This is a genomic window from Streptomyces sp. NPDC001927 (assembly GCF_053594455.1).
In genome coordinates, this window is record NZ_JBSFEN010000001.1 from 41,784 (window position 1) to 61,378 (window position 19,595).

Consider the following 19,595-nt stretch of genomic DNA (forward strand, 5'->3'; position numbering starts at 1 on the left):
TGGGCCCTCAGTGGCGTACGAGACAGAAGGGGTGGCCGGCCGGGTCGGCGTAGGTGCGCCAGGCCCGGTCGCCGCCCCCGTCGTCGAGCAGCGAGGCCCCGAGCGCGAGCACCGCGTCGTGGGCGGTCTCCAGGTCGGCGACCCGGACGTCGAGGTGGAACTGCTGCTCGGGCGCTCCCCAGACGGGCGGGCGGTGGTCGGCCACGCCCTGGAAGCAGAGCACCGGCGCACCGGAGGCGTCGTGCAGCGTCGCCCAGGCCTCGTTGAGGGCCCACTGCCCGTCGGGGCGGTTGATCTCACCGCCCAGGACCTGCTGGTAGAAGACGGCGAGCTCCATGACGTCGGTGCAGTCCAGGACCACACACTGGAGCGTGCCGATCATGCCGACACCCAGGCGACGACGACGTAGATCATGGCGCAGACCCAGGCCAGGGCGAGAAGACCGGCCCCGGCGAGCAGGGTGTGCATGCCACGGCCGGCGGTGCGCGGAGGTGCGGAGACGGGGGATGTCATGGGCCCCAGCCTGCCGCGCGTGATCACGCCCCGCCATCCGTACGCGTACTCAGTCCCGCTACTCATCCCCCACCCCGTCCGCCCCCAGGGCCGCACGGAGAGCACGGCGGCAGAGGGAGTCGGCGTGCCGGGTCGTCTCGGGGATGCGGTAGCGCGGGGCGAGCAGCAGGGTGTGGGCGCAGGCGTTGTCCAGGGAGACCCGGTGGCCGACGGAGACGAAGACGGGCTTCACCCCGGCCTGCGTGCGCAGGGCCCGGCCGACCTCCTCCGTACCCGATGTACCCGATGCACCCGACGTACCGGACGCGAGCAGCGGGCTGAAGTCGCCCCGGTCCGGGCCCGGCAGGTCGTGGTCGAAGGTGAAGGGGTTCTTCGCGACGCCGATCGACGGGCGTCCGGTCAGCACGCCCAGGTGGCTCGCGAGGCCGAAGCGGCGCGGGTGGGCGAGACCGTAGCCGTCGCAGACGAGCAGCCCCGGGTCCGCGGTCAGCCCGGCGAGCGCGGCGAGCACGGTCGGTATCTCGCGGAAGGCGAGCAGCCCCGGCACGTACGGGAACGACACCCGGCCGACCGCCGTCGCCTCCTCCACCACGTCGAGCGTGCGGGCGTCCAGGACGACGGCCGCGGCGGCGACGAGGTCGCGCTCGTCGTCGTAGGCGACGTCGAGCCCCGTGACATGGCCCGTGCCGGGCGCCGGTCCCGGCTCGTCGAGTACGAGCCGCTCCCGCAGCTCCTCCTGCACGGCGCGGGCCGTCGCCTCGTCGGTGGGCCAGCCCTCGGGAACGTCGATGATCGTCATGATGACGGCCACCCTACGGCGCTCCCCCGTCCGACAGGCGAACGGTTTCCGCGCCGCCGTCCGGGCCCCGGGTAGCCTGCCGATCATGTTCGTACTGGAATTGACCTACACCGGCCCGGTCGAGCGGGCCGACGCGCTGCTCGACGCGCACGTCGAGTGGCTCGACGCGCAGTACGCCGCCGGCGTCTTCATCGCCTCCGGGCGCAAGAACCCGCGCGACGGCGGCATCGTGCTCGCCGCCGGGGTCGACCGCGCGGAGATCGAGAAGATCGTGGCGGCCGACCCGTTCACCGTCGAGAACGTGTGCACGTACCGGATCACGGAGTTCTACGCGACGAAGACGGCCGAGGCCCTCGCCCCGTACCGCGAGCAGCTCCCTTCCTGAGGATCTATCGGCCGTTCAGGCGGGCGATCCGGCCCTTCTCGCCGGAGGCCCAGCAGGCGCCGTCCCGGGTGCAGTCGACCGTGTCGTACGAGCCGGTGTCGACGGTCCGCCAGGTACGGCCGGAGTCCGTCGTCAGATCCGTGCCGGTCGGGCCGACCGCGAGCGCGGCAGTCCGGGAATGCGGGAGCCAGGCGACGCCCGAACGGTACGCGGGCGGCGGGGTCGAGGCGGCCTTCCAGCGGCGTCCGCCGTCGCCGGTGACCGCGGCCGCGTGCGGCGAGGGCTGGCCCGCGCGGTAGTCGCCGCCGACGGCGATGCCGTGCGCGCGGTCGCGGAAGGCGAGTCCGAAGACTCCGCGCGCCGGGTCGCCCGCCGGGATCGTGGATTCCGCGACGGTCCAGTTCAGGCCCCGGTCACGGGAGTGCAGCACGCGCGCGGTGGCGCCGCCGCCGGTCGCCAGCCAGACGTCCCTCGGTCCGGAGGAGACCAGGCACTGGCCGCTCGCGGCGAACCCGGCCTCTCCGGGCAGCGCGGCCGGCATCCCCGCGTCGGGCAGCACCGCCCAGGAGCGGCCGCCGTCCCGCGTCGAGAGGATGCGGTACTTCCCGTCGACCGGGTCGCTCATGGCGAGGCCGTGGCGCTGGTCGAAGAAGGTGATGCAGTCGTAGAAGGCGCGCGGGTCGGTGTTGCGGAAGGACTCCGTCCAGGTGGCTCCGCCGTCGTCGGTCCGCAGGACCCGCGAGGCCTCCCCCTCCCCGATCGCGAGGACCACGGCGCGCCGGGCGTCGAAGGCCTCGACGTCGCGCAGCTCCAGCTCCCCGGCCCCGGGCGGCGAGACGTTCCGCCAGCTCCGGCCGCCGTCCGTGGTCCGCAGCACGGTCCCCTTCGAGCCCGCGGCCCAGGCGGTCCTGCGGTCGACGGCCGCGAGGCCGCGGAAACGGGCGTCCGTACCGGTCTCCGTCAGCTGCCAGCCGGCACCGTACGGCCCGGCCTGCGAGGCACCGCCCGACGCACCGCCGGAGCCGCCACCGTCCGACGCGCCGTACGCCGGGACCGTCAGGGCCGCCGCGAGGGCCAGCCCGCTCAGCCCCACCGACATCATTCGTCTCGTCTTCCCCTTGGACGTCATGGCGCCGGAAGCTAGCCCACCCCGGTGACCCCGTCCAGACCGCCTCACGCACGTGGGCGGCGGTGACACAGCTCACGTGACCCCCCAGTGCACGTTCTGGCCCCATCGTTCGTCTTCCCTTGTGTCAGGGAGACGTCAGGAACCGAAGCCGCGCGACAGGAGCTGGCCTTGTCCACCGTCATCGAGCAGGCCGTTCAGGCCCGTCTGGTCGCATCCGCGCCCCGGATGGAAACCGTCCCCGCCACACTGCGGTACGACCGTGAGGACCCTTTCGCGGTGAGCATGGCGTTCCCGCCACCCGCGACCCTGGAGGGCGTCGAGGTCTCCTGGGCGTTCGCCCGCGAGCTCCTCGTCCAGGGCGTCGACGGCCCGGCGGGTCTCGGCGACGTCCGGGTTCGCCCGTACGGATACGACCGTACCGTCGTCGAGTTCCACGCTCCCGAGGGCGTCGCCGTCGTGCACGTCCGGACCTCCGAGCTACGGCACTTCATCCAGCGCTCGCAGCACCTCGTGCCGGCCGGCCGCGAGCACCAGTACCTGGACTGGGACGGGGACCTGGCCCAGCTCCTGGAGGGCTGACGGCGCGGTCTTCCGCCCCATCTCCCCGCCCTGTCCACCCCGTCCGATCCACCCGCGCCTTAATTCGGTTGCCTCCGCTCGGCGTCCGCGCGTACCGTCCTGACCTGGCCCTGTTGTCGCCCGATCGGAGAAGGCCGTTGCTCGTCTGAGGATGCGAGACACCGTGCCGCGCGTGCCCTTGAGCTGCTTCACGCAGCGCCGCGTGTGCCGTCTTCGCCCTCGGCGTACGAGCATTTCCGCCTGCCCGCGCCCCGGTGTCTCACCCGTTGCCCCAGCCCACGCTCTCGCAACAGGGAGGCCACCATGGCGACCCATCCCACGTTCATCACCTGCTCGTCCCTGTCCTTCTCCTGGCCGGACGGCACCCAGGTCCTTGACGACTTCCAGCTCACGGTCGGCCCCGGCCGTACCGGGCTCATCGGCCTGAACGGCTCGGGGAAGTCGACGCTCCTCAAGCTCGTCGCCGGTGAACTGACCCCCGCCGACGGCACGGTCCGTACCGTCGGCGAGGTCGGCTACCTCCCGCAGAACCTGGTCCTGGACACCGCGCTCCGGGTCGACCAGGCCCTCGGGATCGCCGCGACCCGGGCCGCGCTGCACGCCATCGAGGCGGGCGATCCGGCCGAGGAGCACTTCGCCGCGGTGGGCGACGACTGGGACGTGGAGGAGCGGGCCCGTGCCACGCTCGACCAGCTCGGTCTCGGCCACATCGGTCTCGACCGGACCATCGGCGAGGTGTCCGGCGGCGAGTCGGTCCTGCTGCGGCTCGCGGCCCTGCTGCTCGCCCGGCCGGACATCCTGCTGCTCGACGAGCCGACGAACAACCTCGACCTGTACGCCCGTACCCGGCTCTACGAGGCCGTGGACGCCTGGACCGGAGTGCTCGTCGTGGTCAGCCACGACCGGCAACTCCTGGAGCGGGTCGACCAGATCGCCGATCTGCACGACGGCGAGGTCACCTGGTACGGCGGCGCCTACTCGGCCTACGAGGAGGCGCTCGCCGCCGAACAGGAGGCGGCCGAGCGGATGGTCCGGGTCGCCGAGGCCGATGTGCAGCGCCAGAAGCGCGAACTGTCCGAGGCACAGATGAAGTTGGCGCGCCGCAAGCGGTACGGCAGGAAGAGCTTCGACAACAAGGTCGTACCGAAGATCGTCGCCAACGGCCGCAAGGCGGCGGCGCAGGTCTCGGCGGGCAAGCACCGTGCCCTGCACGCCGATCGCCTGGCCGAGGCGCGCGAACGGCTCGATGTGGCGGAGGAGGCGGTGCGCGACGACGACGAGATCAGGATCGAGCTGCCGCGCACCACGGTCCATCCGGGCCGCGAGGTGCTGACACTGCGCGAACTGGAACTGCGGTACGGCGCCCGGGTGGGCGGCGGGTTCGAGCTCCGCGGGCCCGAGCGGATCGCGCTCGTGGGCCGCAACGGGGCCGGCAAGACGACGCTGTTGCGCACGATCGCCGGGGAGCTCGAGCCGGTGGCGGGCGAGGTCGAGACCCATGTGCCGCTGCGGTTCCTGCCGCAGCGACTCGACGTCCTCGACGAGGAGTTGAGCGTGGTGGAGAACGTCGCCCGGTTCGCGCCGGAGGCGACGGGCAACGCGATCAGGGCGCGCCTCGCCCGGTTCCTCTTCCGTGGCGCGCGGGCGGACCAGCCGGCCGGGACGCTGTCCGGAGGGGAGCGCTTCCGGGCGACGCTCGCGGCGCTGCTGCTCGCCGAACCGGCGCCTCAGCTGCTGATGCTGGACGAACCGACGAACAATCTGGACATGGCGTCGGTACGGAAACTGACGGCGGCCCTGGAGGCGTACGAAGGGGCGCTGATCGTGGCGAGCCACGACGTGCCGTTCCTGGAGTCGCTGGGGATCACCCGCTGGCTGCTGCTCGACGGCGAGCTGCGGCCGACGAGCGCGGAGGAGGTCGCGGAGGAGATCGCGGCCACGGTTCAGTAGGGGATCGGCGCTGGGCGTACGGGCTCAACGGTGGAGTAACGCCCAGGACTTCGTCCCGCCACCGGGGGTGAGCACCGGGGCGAGTCCCCAGTCCCCGCCCTGTGTGTCGACCGCCGCGGCCAGCAGCCACATGCTGCGGCTGCGGCGGTCGCGGCACTCCTCGGCCTTGTCGGCCGAGGAATGGGCTGGATGCTGGTCGTAGAGGACGATCCGCAGGGCCTCGAACTGCCAGCGGACGCGCAGGATCATCTCCCGGTCGGGGGTGAAACGGTAGGCGGCGGCGACCAGTTCGGAGGCGGCGAGCACGGCGGTGTCGCGGAGCTCGGTCAGACCGTGCCGATCGAGCAGGCTCCGCACGGCCTGCCGGGCCAGTCCGGCGCAGTAGGCGCCTCCGGGCAGGACCATCGAGTAGCTGAGGTTCTCCCTGGCAGGAGGTATGGGCCCGGCCGCGAGGACGGACGGGAGGCAACGCAGGGCGCCTTTCATCGTGTTGCTCACATTTCCTGTGCGTGTGGGGACGCTCACACACAGGTACGGTCGCCGCGTGTGAGACTGGCGCTACCGACCGTAGCGCACGAGCGGAGCACGGTGCTACTACTTGCGGGTAGTCGTGTCATTCCGGCCAAAACGTCGGCCGCCCGGGCCGGCCAGAAGGGGAGAACGAGCCGTGCCACCCAGGAGCACCCCGACCGCGCGCCAGCAGCGCCTCGGGAACGAGCTGCGCAAACTGCGCGAACAGTCGGGGATGTCGGCCCAGCAGGCCGCCGCCCTCCTGGGCGTCGACCGGACCCGTATCCCGAACATCGAGTCGGGCCGCTTCGGCATCAGTGCCGAGCGGGTGCGCACCCTCGCCTTCAACTACGGCTGCCCGGACACCGGCCTCGTCGACCTGCTCGCCGCGACGGCCCAGGAGCGTGACCGCGGCTGGTGGGAGGAGCACCGCGGGCTGCTGCCGCCGGGGCTGCTCGACATCGCCGAACTCGAGTTCCACGCCTCGGAGTTGCACACCGCCGTCACCACGCACATCCCCGGCCTCCTGCAGACGGAGGAGCACGCGAGGGCGGTCTTCGACACCGCCGACCCGCCGCTGCCAGGACCCGATCTGAAGGCACGGGTGGCCCTGCGGCTGCGCCGCCAGGAGGTCCTGGACCGGGACCGGCCCACGCTCTACGAGGCGGTGATCCACGAGGCCGCGCTGCGGATGCAGTTCGGCGGACCGAAGGTGGCCAGGGCCCAACTGGAGTACATTCTCGCCCGCTCGGAACGGGACACCATCACCGTGCGGGTCATCCCCTTCACGGCCGGCGGTTTCCCGGGCGCGGGACAGTCGTTCACCTATGTGGCGGCGCCCGTGCCACAGCTCGACACCGTACAGCTGGACTCCTCCCACGGCTCGACCCTCCTCGACGCCGACATGCAACTCAGGCGCTATCGCGGGCTGTTGGATCGGCTGCGCGGACTCGCCCTGCCCGAACCGGAATCGCGCGCGTTCATCCAGGCGCTCGCCCAGGACCTCTGAAGGAACCCGTATGAACGTCGTGGACCCCTCCGCCCCCGAGAAGATCGCCTGGAACGATGCCTTCTGCAGCGAGGGCGCCAACTGCTTCCGCTTCGGCCTCGACGACGCCGGCCGCGCCTACATCGGCTCGACCCTGACGCCCGGCGAGTACGTGAGCGACTCGGTCGAGGCGCTGCGCGCGCTGATCTCGGCCGTCAAGGCGGGGCAGGCCGACCATCTGCTCTGAGTAGCCATGATCGAGCCACCTCCGACCCGCCCGGATCCGTGACCTGCCTCTCGGTACGCCGCCACCAGCTGCGCACATAACGGAACGTAACCGGACATCGCCGCAGCGGGCTTGGCCGGGGCCTTACGGGGCCTTAACCTACGGTCTCGTAACCTACGAATCCGTAGGTAGTTCCGTATGCCCTCTCTCCGTCCCCAGGAGTTCCCCGTGACGCTCACCTCTCCCCACCTCGGCAGCTCGGCAGGGTGGACCGACGCGCGGCTCCTCTACGCGCTGGAAGAGGTGGTGGAGAAGGAGCTGAACCGGCACCTGAAGGTCACCAAGGACTGGATGCCGCACGAGTACGTGCCGTGGTCCGACGGCCGGAACTTCCCGGGCTTCTTCGAGGACGGCGAGGCCTGGGACCCGTCCCAGTCCAAGGTCACCGAGGTCGGCAAGATCGCCCTCGTGGTCAACCTCCTCACCGAGGACAACCTGCCCAGCTACCACCACGAGATCGCCTCGCTCTTCGGCCGCGACGGCGCCTGGGGCACCTGGGTGCACCGCTGGACCGCCGAGGAGGGCCGCCACGGCATCGTGATGCGGGACTACCTCCTGGCCTCGCGCGCGGTGGACCCGGACAAGCTGGAGCAGTTCCGGATGGCGCACATGAGCGAGGGCTTCGAGTCCGACAACCGGCACTCGATGCTGCACTCGGTCGCGTACGTCGCCTTCCAGGAGCTGGCCACCCGTATCTCGCACCGGAACACCGGCCACCAGTCGGGCGACCCGGTCTGCGACCGGATGCTGGCGCGCATCGCCACCGACGAGAACCTGCACATGGTCTTCTACCGCAACCTGCTGGGCGCGGCCTTCGAGCTCGCCCCGGACCTGACGATGCAGGCCGTGCGGGACGTCGTCGTGAACTTCCGGATGCCGGGACACGGCATGCCGGGCTTCGAGCGGGCGGCCGCGCAGATGGCGATCGGCGAGATCTACAACATGCGGATCCACCACGACGACGTGCTGCAGCCCGTGCTGCGCTTCCTCAAGGTGCTCCAGATCGACGGTCTCGGCCCGGAGGGCCTGAAGGCCCAGGAGGAGCTGGGGATGTACATGAACGGTCTGGACAGCGAGGCGTCGAAGTTCGACGAGAAGCTGGCCGCGCGCAAGGCGCGCATGGCGGCCCGCGCGGCGGGCTGACCCGCCGCCTCGGCGACTGACCTCCACCTCGGCGGCGTCGGCCGTCGGCTCAGTGAGCGAGCCGGCGGCGGGCGCCGCCGGTGCTCTTCAGCCGGCCCCGCTCCTTCTCGGAGAGGCCGCCCCACACCCCGAACCGCTCGTCGTTCTCCAGCGCGTACTGGAGGCAGGCCTCCCGGCCTTCGCACGCCCCGCACAGCTGCTTCGCCTCGCGGGTCGAGGAGCCGGGGGCCGGGAAGAAGAACTCCGGCCCGGCCTGCGCGCAGAGGGCGTTCTCCTGCCAGGACAGGTCGGGGGCGGTCGGGTCGGTCGTCACGGTGGTGTCGGTCTGCATGGCCGATACGTTGCCGCGCGGCCGTAAACGGTCCCTCAACGTTCGATCAATGCCGACGCGCCGCGTTCGTTCAACGCGGCGCGCCGAGCGTCCCGGCACGGCTCAGGGCCGGCGGAAGAGCGCCGTCCACAGGAACTCCTCGCCGAAGTGCGGGGAGTGGGCGGGCTCGTCCCGCATACGGCGCAGTTCGACCTCGGTCAGCTCCCCGAAGATCCGGCGCAGGGACTCCGGCGTGTAGGCGAGCCCGCCGTGCAGGCCCGGCTCGCGCTCCCGGTAGAACGCGGCGTCGGGCAGCTCCGAGCCCATCGCGCCGGAGGCGAAGCAGGTCAGGGCCAGATGGCCGCCGGGCGCGAGCAGCCGCTCGAGCAGCGCGAGATAGCTGATCCGTCGGTGCGGCGGCAGATGGTGGAAGCACCCCGAGTCGAAGATCAGGTCGTACGGACCGGTCAGCGCGCCGCCGGCCAGTTCGAACGCGTCCCCGTGGTGGAAGCGCACCTCCGCGCCTGCCTCCCGTGCCCGCTCCCGCGCCCAGCCGATCGCCTCCTCGGAGAGGTCCACCGCGTCCACCTCGAAGCCCAGGGACGCCAGGTACAGGGCGTTGCGCCCGGGTCCGCACCCCAGGTCGAGGGCCCGGCCGGGAGCGATCAGGCCGCGCTCGACGTACGAGACCAGGCTCTCGTCCGGCTTGGCGACGAAGAACGGCACCCCCTTGGACCGGTCGCCGTAGAAGCCGTCCCACCAGCCTGCCGCGTCGGTGGTCCAGCGGTCGGCCTCCGGCGCGAAGAGCCCGTCGAGCAGCTTCAGCACGTCCTCGACGTCACGAATGTTCCGGTCCATCCGGCACCCCTTTCCCGATGGCTGAACGCTAGGGGAGATCCCGAAGAAAGCCCAGCTCAGGAGGGGTTTGCGGGGGCTCGGAGAAGGCGCTGTACGGCCCTCCACGCCATGGGTGCGCGAGGGCCGATCACCCCACCCGCGACCCCCTGCGGACGGGTGCCGGCACCCCCTCCGGAGGCCGTCAGGAGGCCCTTCCGCGCGGCCCGCGACCCGGTTTCTGAGGCTCCCCGGTCAGTCCTCGCTCTTCTTCGCCCTGCTCGGCTGCACCCGCTTCGGTTCGCCCGGCATCTTCGGGTACTCCGGCGGGTACGGCAGGTCGCCGAGCCCGTGCTCCGCCTCGTCGCGGCGGGCCAGTTCGAGCAGGCTCTCCAGGCTGAAGCGGTGGTCGTCCATGTCGGCGTGGACGTCGCCGACCTCCGCGTACCGGGCGGGCATGGTCCTGATGTCGAAGTCCCGGGGCACGGCGTCGTCGATCTCGTCCCAGTTCAGCGGGGCGGAGACGGGGGCGTGCGGGCGGGGGCGTACGGAGTAGGCGGAGGCGATCGTGCGGTCGCGGGCGGTCTGGTTGTAGTCGACGAAGATCCGCTCGCCGCGCTCCTCCTTCCACCACTTGATCGTCACCCGGTCCGGCATCCGGCGCTCCAGCTCACGGCCGCAGGCGATCGCCGCGCGCCGGACCTGGGTGAAGGTCCACTGCGGCTCGATCGGCACGAAGACGTGCAGGCCGCGCCCGCCCGAGGTCTTGGGCCAGCCCCGCAGCCCGTGCTCGTCCAGGACGGCGCGCAGCTCGTGGGCGGCGCGTACGGCGTCGGCGTAGTCGGTGCCGGGCTGGGGGTCGAGGTCGATGCGCAGCTCGTCGGGGTGGTCGGTGTCCTCGCGCCGTACGGGCCAGGGGTGGAAGGTGACCGCGCCGAGGTTGGCCGCCCAGAGGACGGCGGCGGGCTCGGTCGGGCACATCTCGTCGGCGGAGCGCCCGCTGGGGAAGGTGATGTGCGCGGTCGGGATCCACTCGGGGAGGTACTTGGGGGCGCGCTTCTGGAAGAAGGACTCGCCGGTGACCCCGTCGGGGTAGCGCTCCAGGGTGGTGGGGCGGTCCCGCAGGGCGCGGGTGATGCCGTCGCCGACGGCCAGGTAGTAGCTGACCATGTCGAGCTTGGTGTAGCCGGGTTCGGGGAAGTAGACCTTGTCCGGATTGGAGACGCGTACCGTCCGCTCGCCGACTTCCAGTTCCACCGCTGCCGTCTTGCTCGCCATGCGTGTCAGCGTAGGGCTCGCCGACATTCCCCGCATACCGGACAATCAGTCCATGGATCTCCCGGTGATGCCGCCCGTGAAGCCGATGCTGGCCAAGTCCGTGAAGAAGATTCCGCCGGGCATGCAGTACGAGGCCAAGTGGGACGGCTTCCGCGCCATCGTGCACCGCGACGGCTCCGAGCTGGTCATCGGCAGCCGCACGGGCAAGCCCCTGACCCGCTACTTCCCCGAGCTGGTCGAGGCGCTGCTCCCCCGGCTGCCGCGGCGGTGCGTGGTCGACGGCGAGATCGTGATCGAGCACGACGGGCGGCTCGACTTCGACCGGCTCTCCGAGCGCATCCACCCCGCCGACTCGCGCGTGCGGATGCTGGCGGGGACGACCCCGGCCCGGTTCATCGCCTTCGACCTGCTCGCCCTCGACGACGACTCGCTGCTCGACACCCCGCTGACCGACCGGCGGGCCGCCCTCGAGGAGATCCTGCGGGGCGTCGACGCCCCGGTCCACCTGGCGCCCGCGACGACCGACCCGGAGGTCGCGGCGCGCTGGTTCGAGCAGTACGAGGGGGCGGGCCTCGACGGGGTCATCGCCAAGCCGCTCGACCTGCCGTACCGGCCGGACGCCCGGCTGATGTACAAGATCAAGCACGAGCGGACGGCCGACGTGGTGGTGGCCGGCTACCGCTTCCACAAGAGCGGTCCCGTCGTCGGTTCGCTCCTCCTCGGTCTGTACGACGACGGCGGCACCCTCCAGCACGTCGGCGTCTGCGCGGCCTTCACCGCCAAGCGGCGCGAGGAGCTGATCGCCGAGCTGGAGCCGCTGCGGATGGACCCGCCCGACGGGCACCCGTGGGCCGCCTGGGCCGAGGAGGCCGCGCACGCGGGCGCCCGGCTGCCGGGCGCGCCGAGCCGCTGGTCGGGGAAGAAGGACCTGTCCTGGGTGGCGCTGCGGCCCGAGCGGGTCTGCGAGGTGGGGTACGACCACATGGAGGGCGACCGCTTCCGGCACACGGCCCAGTTCAAGCGGTGGCGTCCGGACCGGGCGCCGGAGTCCTGCGGGTACGGGCAGCTGGAGGAGCCGGTCTCGTACGACCTCTCGGAGGTGCTGGCGTAGTCCGGCGGGCGGCTAGCCGTACAGCGCGTCGATCTCCCTCCCGTACGCCGCGATGACCGCGTGCCGCTTGACCTTGAGGGACGGGGTCAGCATCCCGTTCTCCTCGGTGAACTCCCCCGCGACGACCCGGAACCGGCGGATCGACTCCGCCCGCGAGACGGCCCGGTTGGCGTGGTCGACGGCCTTCTGGAGGTCGGCGAGCAGCTCCGGGTCCTCGGCGAGCACGGCCACGGGGGTGTCCGCCGGCCGCTTCCGTACGGCCAGCCAGTGCTGGATCGCCTCGGGGTCGAGGGTGACGAGCGCCCCGATGTACGGGCGGTTGTCGCCGACGACCAGGCACTGGCCGACCGGCGGGCGGCTGCGCAGCCGGTCCTCCAGGACGGCGGGCGAGACGTTCTTGCCCCCTGAGGTGACCAGGATGTCCTTCTTGCGGCCGGTGATGACGAGATAGCCGTCCTCGTCGAGGGCGCCCAGGTCGCCGGTGGCGAACCAGCCGTCCCGCAGCACCTCCTGACTGGCCTCGGGGTTGTTCCAGTACCCGGTGAAGACGATGGGGCCCTTGAGGAGCACCTCGCCGTCGTCGGCGATCCGGACGCCGGTGCCGGGCACCGGGCGGCCGACGGTGCCGGGCCGCGGACGCAGGGGCGGGGTGACGGTGGCGGCCGCGCTCGTCTCGGTGAGGCCGTAGCCCTCGTAGACGAGGACCCCGGAGGCGTAGAAGAAGTGGCTGAGGCGGCTGTCGAGCGGGGAGCCGCCGCTGATGGCGTACCGCAGGTTCCCGCCGAGCTCCTTGCGGATCCGCCGGTAGACGAGCAGGTCGTAGAGGGCGTGGGCGGCGGTGAGGCCGGCGCCTGGGCGGGGTCCCGTGCCGAGGGCGTGGCTCAGGGAGGCCTCGCCGTAGCGCACGGCTATGGAGTCGGCGCGGTCGAAGGAGGCGCCCCGGCCGAGCTTCTCGGCGGTGGCGCGGCCGGTGTCGTGGATCTTCTCGAAGAGGTACGGCACGCCGACGACGAACGTGGGCCTGAACCGGCGCAGTTCGGGGCGGAGTTCGTCGGGCTTGATGCTGGGGAACTGGCCGATCTCGATGCGCGCCATCAGACAGGCGAGCTGGATGACGCGTCCGAGGATGTGGGCGAGGGGCAGGAAGAGGAGGGTCGAGGCGGGTTGGCCCGTGATCGCCTGGAAGACCGGGTGCAGCAGCTCCACCGTGGCGCGCGCCTCGGCGTGGAGGTTGCCGTGAGTGAGGGCGCAGCCCTTGGGGCGGCCGGTGGTGCCGGACGTGTAGCAGAGGGTCGCGACCGTGTCCGGGGTGAGCGCGGCGCGGCGCTCGGCCGGTACGGCGTCGGCGATCTCCGCGCCGAGGGCGGCGAGTTCGGCCAGGCCACCGGCGTCGGTCTGCCAGGTGCGGACCGGCTCGGGGAGCGTGGCGGCGGCCTCGGCGACGGTGGCGGTGTGTTCGGCGCACTCGGTGACGACATGCCGGGTGCCGGAGTCGTGCAGGATCCAGGCGACCTGGTCGGGCGAGGAGGTGGGGTAGACGGGGACGGTCTGCCCGCCGGCCGACCAGATGGCGAAGTCGAGCACGGCCCACGCGTACCCGGTACGGGCCATGAGCCCGACCCGCCCGCCGGGTTCGACGCCCGCCGCGATCAGCCCCTTCGCCACGGCGACGACGTCTCCGGCGAACTCGGCGGCGGTGACGGGTCGCCAGTTCCCGTGCTCCTGGCGGCGCATGACGATCGCGCCGGGGTCCTGGGCCGCGTGGACGAAGGGGATGTCGGCGGGGGTCCCGGACGGCGCGGGCCCGGCCGGCAGGGGCGTGTGGGCCTCCCGGACGACGCCGTCCTCCCGCACGAGCCGCACGGGGAAGCGGCAGATCAGGTCGGGGCGCTTCCTTGCCTGCCTCAGGTCCTTGCGTACGCCCATGGCGGCTCCTGTTCGCGGGTGCGGACGGGGAACGAGCGGGACTTCCGGATGGCCTGTCGCCCAGTCAACTTACTCACCCGTAACCAGATTTCAACCTTTCGCGCACGACCGGACCCGAGTGATTCCCCGCCGCCCGGCCGCCCTTTCGGGAACGCCGAGGCTGCCCTTTCGGGAGTGAGATGCTTCACATTCACGTGCGGACGCCCGATCCCAGGTTTGGCGAACAAATGGGCGAGTCGACCGGCCGCTCGACGAGGAAGATCGCCCCGCGCGGCGCGCACCTGCGGGAACACCGCGAGGCGCGGCGCGCGGCACTCCCGGACCGGGCGGCGAACGTCCGCACACCCCGCCGAACGAGGGCCCCGCCGTTGCCCCGCGAAGACAACCCCGTCTCCGAACCGGGAAGCCGATCCTGTACGTATGAGGAGGGAGACCCCACACCCGAACCCCGTACCCACAAGGACTGGCCCGTGATCACCTCGCCCTCGCCCCTCGTACCCGTCCCGATCCCCGACCGCGTGGCCGCCATGATCGGGTCCTGCCTGCCGCTGCACGTCCTGCAGGCGGAGGTCGACGCCGACTGCGCGGCGCGCGAGGTGCTGCGGTTCCGGGGCCCGCTCTGCGCGGAGGACCGGGCGGACCGCGAGCACGCGCTCTCCGCGCTCGCCCGGGCGAACAAGATCCTGGCCAAGCACCACCCGCTGCTGCCGGTCCGCCCGCGCCAGGAGCCCGGCTTCCTTTAGGCCGTTCGGGGCGCCGCCCCGGTACCGCACCGGTTCGGGTGTTCCCCGCATGCGGGTGACGCCGCCCGGTGTGAGGCTGCGAAGGTGACCACCACCAGCGAAGCCGCACCCGCGCCCCCGGCCGCCTCGCCACCCGTGCTCGACAGCCGCCGCCGCAACATCGTCTTCGGCACGATCATGCTCGGTGTGCTGCTCGCGGCGCTCGACCAGACGATCGTGGGGACCGCCCTCCCGACGATCGTCTCGGACCTCGGCGGCGCCGCCCACATGTCGTGGGTGGTCACCTCCTACCTGCTCGCGGAGACGGTCGCCACCGTCCTGGTCGGCAAGTTCGGTGACCTCTTCGGCCGCAAGGTGATCTTCCAGATCTCGGCGATCGTCTTCATCACCGGCTCCTTCCTCTGCGGCCTCGCCACCAACATGACGCTGCTGATCGTCTGGCGCGGACTGCAGGGCATCGGCGCCGGCGGTCTGATGGTCACCGCCATGGCGCTCATCGCCGATGTCATCCCCCTGCGCGACCGGGGCAAGTACCAGGGCGCGATCGGCGCGGTCTTCGGCGTCTCCACCGTGATCGGACCGCTGCTCGGCGGGCTCTTCACCGACCATCTGAGCTGGCGCTGGGCGTTCTACGTCAACGTCCCGATCGCGATCCTGGTCGTCATCGCGGCCGCCCGCACCATCCCCTCCGTACGCTCGGCGAGCAAGCCGATCATCGACTACGCGGGCATCGCCCTGGTCGCCGCCGGGTCCAGCGCCCTGATCCTGGCGACCAGTTGGGGCGGGAACGAGTACGCCTGGGGTTCAGCCGTCATCATCGGGCTCTTCGTCGGCGGACTCATCGCGCTCGCCCTCTTCTGCTGGGTGGAGACCCGCGCGGCCGAACCGATGCTGCCCATGCGGCTGTTCGTCAACCCGGTCTTCACCGTCTGCTCCGTGCTGAGCTTCGTCGTCGGCTTCGCGATGCTCGGCTCGCTGACCTTCCTGCCGTCCTACCTCCAGTACGTCGACGGGGACTCGGCCACCGTCTCCGGCATCCGGACCCTCCCCATGGTCATCGGTCTGCTGATCGCCTCGATCTACAGCGGCAACGCCGTCAGCAAGACCGGCACGTACCGGATCTTCCCCATCGTGGGCTGTCTCGTGATGGGCGTCGGCCTCTTCCTGCTGTCCTTGATGGACACGGACACCAATGCCTGGCTGGAGTCCCTGTACATGTTCGTGCTCGGCGCCGGCATCGGTCTGTGCATGCAGGTGCTCACCATCGCCGTGCAAAACACGGTGGAGTACGCCGACCTCGGCACCGCGACCTCGGGCGTCACCTTCTTCCGCACGCTCGGCAGCTCCTTCGGCACGGCGGTCTTCGGCACGATCTACGCCAACTCCCTCAAGCCCAACCTGGCCCAGGGCGTCGGCGAGGCGGCTGCGGTCGCCGGGCCGGGCCTGTCCGCGTCCGAGATCGCCACGGCCGCGACGAGTCCGGCCGGGCTCCACGGGCTGCCGGACGACGTGGCGGCGCCGATCGTCCAGGCGTACGCGGACACCCTGCACACGGTCTTCCTCTGGACGGTGCCGGTCGCGGCGTTCGGCTTCGTCGTCGCGCTCTTCCTCAAGCAGGTGCCGCTCAGGGACACCGCCCGCGCCTCGGCCCCCGACATGGGCGAGGGCTTCGCCTCGCCCACCTCGTCGGGCGACTCCGCCAAGCTCCTCGAACTCTCCGTCGGCAGGATCCTGCGGAAGACCGACCTGGACACCGCGCGCCGGATCGTCGCCGACTCCGACACCCGGCTCGACACGGCGGGCGCGTGGGCGGTAATGCAGGTCGAGCTCTTCACACGTACGGTCGGGCATGCCAGTCTCGGCCTGATCTCCGCCGGACGGCGGGTCCCCCCGGAGGTCCTGCTGCCGGTCTTCCAGCGCATGGTCGACGAGGGGTTCCTGACCCGGGACGGCAACCTCCTCTCGCACACCCGGGCGGGCGAGCGCGAGGCCGAGGTCATCACGCACGCCTGGGGCGACTGGCTGAAGGACCGGGTCGAGGAGGAGCGCGGCCGTCCGAGCGGCCCCGAGCTGCGGGCGGCGACGGACGCCATCGCGAAGAAGCTGATCGCGGAGGACCTGGCGCAGGGGCTGCCACGCAAGCGGGAGCAGGTCGGGATCTCCTCGTGAGCGGCGGGCGGCTCACGCCTCGTCGATGAAGTCCCCGTCGACGTACACCCAGGCGCCCTCGTGGCGGCGGAAGCGGCTGCGCTCGTGGAGCGAGCCGGCCTCGCCGCCGTGGGTGTAGCGGGCGACGAAGGTGACCGTTCCGGACTGGTGGAAGGCCGTGCCGTCGGTCGTCTCCCGGATCTCCAGGCCCGCCCAGCGCATGGACGGGTCGAAGTCGACCTCGCCGGGGCGGGTCTCCGGTGCCCAGGTGCGCAGCAGGTACGCGGCGTCGCGGACGACGAAGGCGCTGTAGCGGGAGCGCATGAGCAGCTCGCAGGTGGGCGCCGCGGTGGCGGGCCCCGCGTGGAAGCGCCAGCAGCACGCGCCGTACCGCGCGGGCAGTCCGCAGGGGCAGGGCGAGTCGGCGGAGACGGCGGGGGCGGCAGACGCGGTCTTACGGGCGGGGTTCTTCCGGGCGTTACGGCGGGACATGGCCCCCATTGTGTCGTGCGGGGCGCGGGGTCGGGATCGCGCCATGTGCGGGGCGGTGGCCGCACGACGCTTCCGGGGGCCGGTGGACGCCCTTATGCTCCTGCGCCGGACGTGACTGTTACCGCCGGTAAGCCAAAGGGGCTGGGGCATGAACCGTACGGGCACCTCGCGACGCACCTTCGTCGGCACGGCCGCCGCCGTCACCGCGGCCACCGCCACCGCCGGCGTCGGAGCCGTACCGGCCCACGCGGCCGCCACGACCGGCCGCGCCGAGCAGGCAGCGGCCCCCGCCGTCGCCGTGCTCGGCGGTGGCGTGGCGGGTCTCACCGCCGCCCACGAACTGGCCGAGCGCGGCTTCCGGGTCACCGTCTACGAGCGCCGGGCGCTCGGCGGCAAGGCCCGCTCGATGGACGTGCCGGACAGTGCCCGGGGCGGGCGGCGGGCGCTCCCCGCCGAGCACGGCTTCCGCTTCATCCCCGGGATCTACCACAACCTCCCCGACACGATGCGGCGGATCCCCTTCCCCGGGAACGCCAACGGCGTCTGGGACAACCTCGTCGCCCCGGCCGAGATGGCCTTCGCCCGCACGGGCCGCGAGGACCTGCGCATCCCGCTCCCCTGGCCCGGTCACCGGCCCGCCGAGCTCACCCTCGACGAGATCCGCCGCGCGCTGACCGCGCTCCTGGAGACCGCCCGGTCCATCCCGCTCCACGAGGCCGCGTACTTCGTCAACCGCTTCATGGTCTTCCTGACCAGCTGCGACGAGCGGCGGAACAGCACCTGGGAGGCCACGCCCTGGTGGGAGTTCCTGCGCGCCGACCGCATGAGCTACGACTACCAGCGCATCCTCGCCGTCGGGCTCACCCGCAACATCGTGGCCACCAAGGCCGAGGAGGCCAGTACCCGTACGGTCGCGACCCTCCTCGAGGCCTTCGCCTTCAACGCGCTCGGGCGCGGCGCCGACGGACCGCTCGACCGGATCCTCGACCTGCCGACCAACGAGGCGTGGATCGACCCCTGGGTCACCCATCTGACCGGTCTGGGCGTGGAGTTCCGGGTCGGCTGGACGGTGCGCGAGATGGCGTACGACGCGGCGGCCGGGCGGATCTCGGCCGCCGTGATCGAGGACCCGGACGGGGTACGGAGGTCGGTCACGGCCGATCACTACATCTCCGCCCTGCCGGTGGAGCACGCCCGGCGGACCTGGGGCGCCGCGCTGCGGGCGGCCGATCCCCAGCTGGCCCGGTGCGACCGTCTGGAGACGGACTGGATGACGGGCATCCAGTTCTATCTGACCGAGAAGGCGCCCCTGCTCGCCGGACACGCCAACCTGATCGACTCCCCCTGGTCCCTGACCTGCATCCAGCAGGCGCAGCACTGGCCGACCCGGAACTTCCCGGCCGACTACGGCGACGGATCGGTCGTGGACTGCCTGTCGGTGGACATCTCGGAGTGGGACCGCCCCGGGATCCTCTACGGCAAGACGGCCAAGCAGTGCACCCGTACGGAAGTGGCGCGCGAGGTGTGGGCCCAGCTGAAGGCCGGCTTCAACGACACGGGCCGTACGGTCCTGAAGGACGGCTCCCTGCACTCCTGGTTCCTGGACCCGGGCGTGGACGGCCTCGGCACCCCGAACCCGACCAACGACGACCAGCTCCTCGTCCACCCGGTCGGCACCTTCCACAACCGCCCGCAGGCCGCCACGCGGGTGCCGAACTTCTATCTGGCCGGCGACTACGTGGCCGTCGACATCGACCTGGCCACCATGGAGGGCGCCAACGCCTCCGCCCGGCAGGCCGTCAACGCGCTGCTCGACCGTACGGGCTCGACGGCCGCGCGCTGCACGGTCGAGCCGCTCTTCCGCGCCCCGGAGCTGGAGGGGCTCAAGCGCCACGACCGGGTGCGTTTCCGGCTCGGTCTGCGCAACGCGCTCGACGTGGGGTGACGAGCGACTCGGCCCGGCGGAACCGCCCCACCCCGCCCGTTCGTGTTACGGACCGAGGACCGACGCGCGACGAGAGGCGAGTGGCTCCATGGACAGCTCCTGGCAGATCCTCCTGGTCCTCGCGGGCCTGGTCTGTGTGGCCGGCGGAGTGCGGGAGGCGCGGACGCAGGTGCGGATGCGGCGGTCCGGAGTCCGCTCCGAGGGTGTGGTGCTGCGTCACGAGGTCACCTCCCGGGAGGGCAACAGTCGCGTGTACTCCCCGGTGGTCGGCTTCCGCGACGAACACGGCACGCACCGGGAGTTCACCAGCGACCTGAGCGGCTCGCCCCGCAGCCCGCGGGAGGGAGCCCGGGTGCGGGTGGTGCATCTGCCGGGACGCCCGGAGACGGCGCGGCTCGACACGGTCGCGTACAAGGTCACGGTCCTCGCCCTCGCGTTCGGCGTGGGCGCCGTGTTCCTCACCGTGGCCGTCGCGTTCGGGCGGTGACGGACGCGTCGTCCCGGTGGGCCGCCCGGGCCCGCCGGG

At 72.0% G+C, this 19,595-nt stretch carries 21 protein-coding genes; 11 read left to right on the forward strand and 10 right to left on the reverse strand.

Features of this window, described 5'->3' with window-relative positions; translation table 11 throughout:
- Positions 1-7 precede the first annotated feature (7 nt).
- The 3 genes from ACWCO8_RS00185 to ACWCO8_RS00195 are packed head-to-tail and all read right to left on the reverse strand — an operon-like array spanning position 8 to position 1,312.
- Positions 8-382: a VOC family protein gene (locus ACWCO8_RS00185; protein WP_362002613.1), complete on the reverse strand. Its 375-nt coding sequence runs from the start codon at positions 380-382 to the stop codon at positions 8-10.
- Positions 379-513 (reverse strand): morphogenic membrane protein MmpA, encoded by a 135-nt coding sequence (mmpA, locus tag ACWCO8_RS00190; protein WP_362002611.1) that lies wholly within the window; start codon positions 511-513, stop codon positions 379-381. Before mmpA ends, ACWCO8_RS00185 begins: the two co-directional genes overlap by 4 nt.
- A gap of 58 nt (positions 514-571) precedes the next feature.
- Positions 572-1,312, reverse strand: a complete 741-nt coding sequence (locus tag ACWCO8_RS00195) for an endonuclease V (protein ID WP_451030176.1) — start codon at positions 1,310-1,312, stop codon at positions 572-574.
- An 85-nt stretch (positions 1,313-1,397) separates the two neighbouring features.
- Between ACWCO8_RS00195 and ACWCO8_RS00200 the strand changes: the two genes are divergently transcribed.
- Positions 1,398-1,697, forward strand: coding sequence for a YciI family protein (locus ACWCO8_RS00200; protein WP_362002607.1), 300 nt, complete (start codon positions 1,398-1,400; stop codon positions 1,695-1,697).
- 4 nt (positions 1,698-1,701) lie between these two features.
- Here the strand turns inward: ACWCO8_RS00200 and ACWCO8_RS00205 are convergent, their stop codons facing one another.
- Positions 1,702-2,826, reverse strand: coding sequence for a WD40/YVTN/BNR-like repeat-containing protein (locus ACWCO8_RS00205; RefSeq protein WP_451030177.1), 1,125 nt, complete (start codon positions 2,824-2,826; stop codon positions 1,702-1,704).
- A gap of 168 nt (positions 2,827-2,994) precedes the next feature.
- On the opposite strand from ACWCO8_RS00205, the gene ACWCO8_RS00210 reads away from it, so the two are divergent.
- Both ACWCO8_RS00210 and ACWCO8_RS00215 read left to right on the forward strand, forming a co-directional pair.
- Positions 2,995-3,405 carry a spore wall synthesis regulator SsgD gene (locus ACWCO8_RS00210; protein ID WP_362002603.1) on the forward strand — a complete coding sequence of 137 codons (411 nt, stop codon included), beginning with the start codon at positions 2,995-2,997 and terminating at the stop codon, positions 3,403-3,405.
- A gap of 303 nt (positions 3,406-3,708) precedes the next feature.
- Positions 3,709-5,355 (forward strand): ABC-F family ATP-binding cassette domain-containing protein, encoded by a 1,647-nt coding sequence (locus tag ACWCO8_RS00215; RefSeq protein ID WP_451030178.1) that lies wholly within the window; start codon positions 3,709-3,711, stop codon positions 5,353-5,355.
- A 24-nt stretch (positions 5,356-5,379) separates the two neighbouring features.
- Here ACWCO8_RS00215 and ACWCO8_RS00220 read toward each other — a convergent pair whose 3' ends face one another.
- Entirely contained in the window at positions 5,380-5,853 is a 474-nt protein-coding gene (locus tag ACWCO8_RS00220) for an ATP-binding protein (protein WP_451030179.1), read from the reverse strand.
- A gap of 169 nt (positions 5,854-6,022) precedes the next feature.
- Between ACWCO8_RS00220 and ACWCO8_RS00225 the strand changes: the two genes are divergently transcribed.
- The 3 genes from ACWCO8_RS00225 (at position 6,023) to ACWCO8_RS00235 (ending at position 8,282) form a co-directional block, all read left to right on the forward strand.
- A complete protein-coding gene (locus tag ACWCO8_RS00225) occupies positions 6,023-6,874 on the forward strand; it encodes a helix-turn-helix domain-containing protein (protein ID WP_451030180.1) in 852 nt (283 codons plus the stop codon).
- Positions 6,875-6,884: 10 nt separating this feature from the next.
- Complete coding sequence (locus tag ACWCO8_RS00230; protein WP_451030181.1) at positions 6,885-7,100, forward strand: hypothetical protein; 216 nt, start codon at positions 6,885-6,887, stop codon at positions 7,098-7,100.
- 207 nt (positions 7,101-7,307) lie between these two features.
- Entirely contained in the window at positions 7,308-8,282 is a 975-nt protein-coding gene (locus ACWCO8_RS00235; RefSeq protein WP_362002594.1) for an acyl-ACP desaturase, read from the forward strand.
- A 49-nt stretch (positions 8,283-8,331) separates the two neighbouring features.
- Here ACWCO8_RS00235 and ACWCO8_RS00240 read toward each other — a convergent pair whose 3' ends face one another.
- From ACWCO8_RS00240 to ligD, 3 genes are all read right to left on the reverse strand, one after another.
- Positions 8,332-8,613: a WhiB family transcriptional regulator gene (locus ACWCO8_RS00240; protein ID WP_451030182.1), complete on the reverse strand. Its 282-nt coding sequence runs from the start codon at positions 8,611-8,613 to the stop codon at positions 8,332-8,334.
- Between the two features lie 102 nt (positions 8,614-8,715).
- A complete protein-coding gene (locus tag ACWCO8_RS00245; RefSeq protein ID WP_451030183.1) occupies positions 8,716-9,450 on the reverse strand; it encodes a class I SAM-dependent methyltransferase in 735 nt (244 codons plus the stop codon).
- Positions 9,451-9,681: 231 nt separating this feature from the next.
- A complete protein-coding gene (ligD, locus tag ACWCO8_RS00250) occupies positions 9,682-10,704 on the reverse strand; it encodes a non-homologous end-joining DNA ligase (RefSeq protein WP_451030184.1) in 1,023 nt (340 codons plus the stop codon).
- Between the two features lie 52 nt (positions 10,705-10,756).
- On the opposite strand from ligD, the gene ACWCO8_RS00255 reads away from it, so the two are divergent.
- Entirely contained in the window at positions 10,757-11,815 is a 1,059-nt protein-coding gene (locus ACWCO8_RS00255) for an ATP-dependent DNA ligase (RefSeq protein ID WP_362002586.1), read from the forward strand.
- A 12-nt stretch (positions 11,816-11,827) separates the two neighbouring features.
- Here the strand turns inward: ACWCO8_RS00255 and ACWCO8_RS00260 are convergent, their stop codons facing one another.
- Positions 11,828-13,741 (reverse strand): AMP-dependent synthetase/ligase, encoded by a 1,914-nt coding sequence (locus ACWCO8_RS00260; RefSeq protein WP_451030185.1) that lies wholly within the window; start codon positions 13,739-13,741, stop codon positions 11,828-11,830.
- A gap of 527 nt (positions 13,742-14,268) precedes the next feature.
- On the opposite strand from ACWCO8_RS00260, the gene ACWCO8_RS00265 reads away from it, so the two are divergent.
- Both ACWCO8_RS00265 and ACWCO8_RS00270 read left to right on the forward strand, forming a co-directional pair.
- Positions 14,269-14,484 (forward strand): hypothetical protein, encoded by a 216-nt coding sequence (locus ACWCO8_RS00265; protein WP_451030866.1) that lies wholly within the window; start codon positions 14,269-14,271, stop codon positions 14,482-14,484.
- 84 nt (positions 14,485-14,568) lie between these two features.
- The gene (locus tag ACWCO8_RS00270) at positions 14,569-16,653 is read left to right on the forward strand and encodes an MDR family MFS transporter (protein ID WP_451030186.1); all 2,085 of its coding nucleotides are present in this window, start codon (positions 14,569-14,571) and stop codon (positions 16,651-16,653) included.
- A 12-nt stretch (positions 16,654-16,665) separates the two neighbouring features.
- On the opposite strand, the gene ACWCO8_RS00275 is transcribed toward ACWCO8_RS00270, so the two are convergent.
- Positions 16,666-17,124 carry a YchJ family protein gene (locus ACWCO8_RS00275; protein ID WP_451030187.1) on the reverse strand — a complete coding sequence of 153 codons (459 nt, stop codon included), beginning with the start codon at positions 17,122-17,124 and terminating at the stop codon, positions 16,666-16,668.
- A gap of 148 nt (positions 17,125-17,272) precedes the next feature.
- Between ACWCO8_RS00275 and ACWCO8_RS00280 the strand changes: the two genes are divergently transcribed.
- Together ACWCO8_RS00280 and ACWCO8_RS00285 are read left to right on the forward strand one after the other, a co-directional pair.
- Entirely contained in the window at positions 17,273-19,069 is a 1,797-nt protein-coding gene (locus tag ACWCO8_RS00280) for a hydroxysqualene dehydroxylase (RefSeq protein WP_451030188.1), read from the forward strand.
- An 88-nt stretch (positions 19,070-19,157) separates the two neighbouring features.
- Entirely contained in the window at positions 19,158-19,556 is a 399-nt protein-coding gene (locus tag ACWCO8_RS00285) for a DUF3592 domain-containing protein (RefSeq protein WP_451030189.1), read from the forward strand.
- The last annotated feature ends 39 nt before the right edge of the window (positions 19,557-19,595 follow it).

What these genes read in the sequence shown, in the direction of transcription:
- ACWCO8_RS00275 (WP_451030187.1), bottom strand. Translation starts at nt 17,124, where the DNA reads ATGTCCCGCCGTAACGCCCGGAAGAACCCCGCCCGTAAGACCGCGTCT.
- ACWCO8_RS00245 (WP_451030183.1), bottom strand. Translation starts at nt 9,450, where the DNA reads ATGGACCGGAACATTCGTGACGTCGAGGACGTGCTGAAGCTGCTCGAC.
- ACWCO8_RS00285 (WP_451030189.1), top strand. Translation starts at nt 19,158, where the DNA reads ATGGACAGCTCCTGGCAGATCCTCCTGGTCCTCGCGGGCCTGGTCTGT.
- mmpA (WP_362002611.1), bottom strand. Translation starts at nt 513, where the DNA reads ATGACATCCCCCGTCTCCGCACCTCCGCGCACCGCCGGCCGTGGCATG.
- ACWCO8_RS00215 (WP_451030178.1), top strand. Translation starts at nt 3,709, where the DNA reads ATGGCGACCCATCCCACGTTCATCACCTGCTCGTCCCTGTCCTTCTCC.
- ACWCO8_RS00280 (WP_451030188.1), top strand. Translation starts at nt 17,273, where the DNA reads ATGAACCGTACGGGCACCTCGCGACGCACCTTCGTCGGCACGGCCGCC.
- ACWCO8_RS00185 (WP_362002613.1), bottom strand. Translation starts at nt 382, where the DNA reads ATGATCGGCACGCTCCAGTGTGTGGTCCTGGACTGCACCGACGTCATG.
- ACWCO8_RS00200 (WP_362002607.1), top strand. Translation starts at nt 1,398, where the DNA reads ATGTTCGTACTGGAATTGACCTACACCGGCCCGGTCGAGCGGGCCGAC.
- ACWCO8_RS00195 (WP_451030176.1), bottom strand. Translation starts at nt 1,312, where the DNA reads ATGACGATCATCGACGTTCCCGAGGGCTGGCCCACCGACGAGGCGACG.
- ACWCO8_RS00240 (WP_451030182.1), bottom strand. Translation starts at nt 8,613, where the DNA reads ATGCAGACCGACACCACCGTGACGACCGACCCGACCGCCCCCGACCTG.
- ligD (WP_451030184.1), bottom strand. Translation starts at nt 10,704, where the DNA reads ATGGCGAGCAAGACGGCAGCGGTGGAACTGGAAGTCGGCGAGCGGACG.
- ACWCO8_RS00265 (WP_451030866.1), top strand. Translation starts at nt 14,269, where the DNA reads ATGATCGGGTCCTGCCTGCCGCTGCACGTCCTGCAGGCGGAGGTCGAC.
- ACWCO8_RS00255 (WP_362002586.1), top strand. Translation starts at nt 10,757, where the DNA reads ATGGATCTCCCGGTGATGCCGCCCGTGAAGCCGATGCTGGCCAAGTCC.
- ACWCO8_RS00230 (WP_451030181.1), top strand. Translation starts at nt 6,885, where the DNA reads ATGAACGTCGTGGACCCCTCCGCCCCCGAGAAGATCGCCTGGAACGAT.
- ACWCO8_RS00205 (WP_451030177.1), bottom strand. Translation starts at nt 2,826, where the DNA reads ATGACGTCCAAGGGGAAGACGAGACGAATGATGTCGGTGGGGCTGAGC.
- ACWCO8_RS00260 (WP_451030185.1), bottom strand. Translation starts at nt 13,741, where the DNA reads ATGGGCGTACGCAAGGACCTGAGGCAGGCAAGGAAGCGCCCCGACCTG.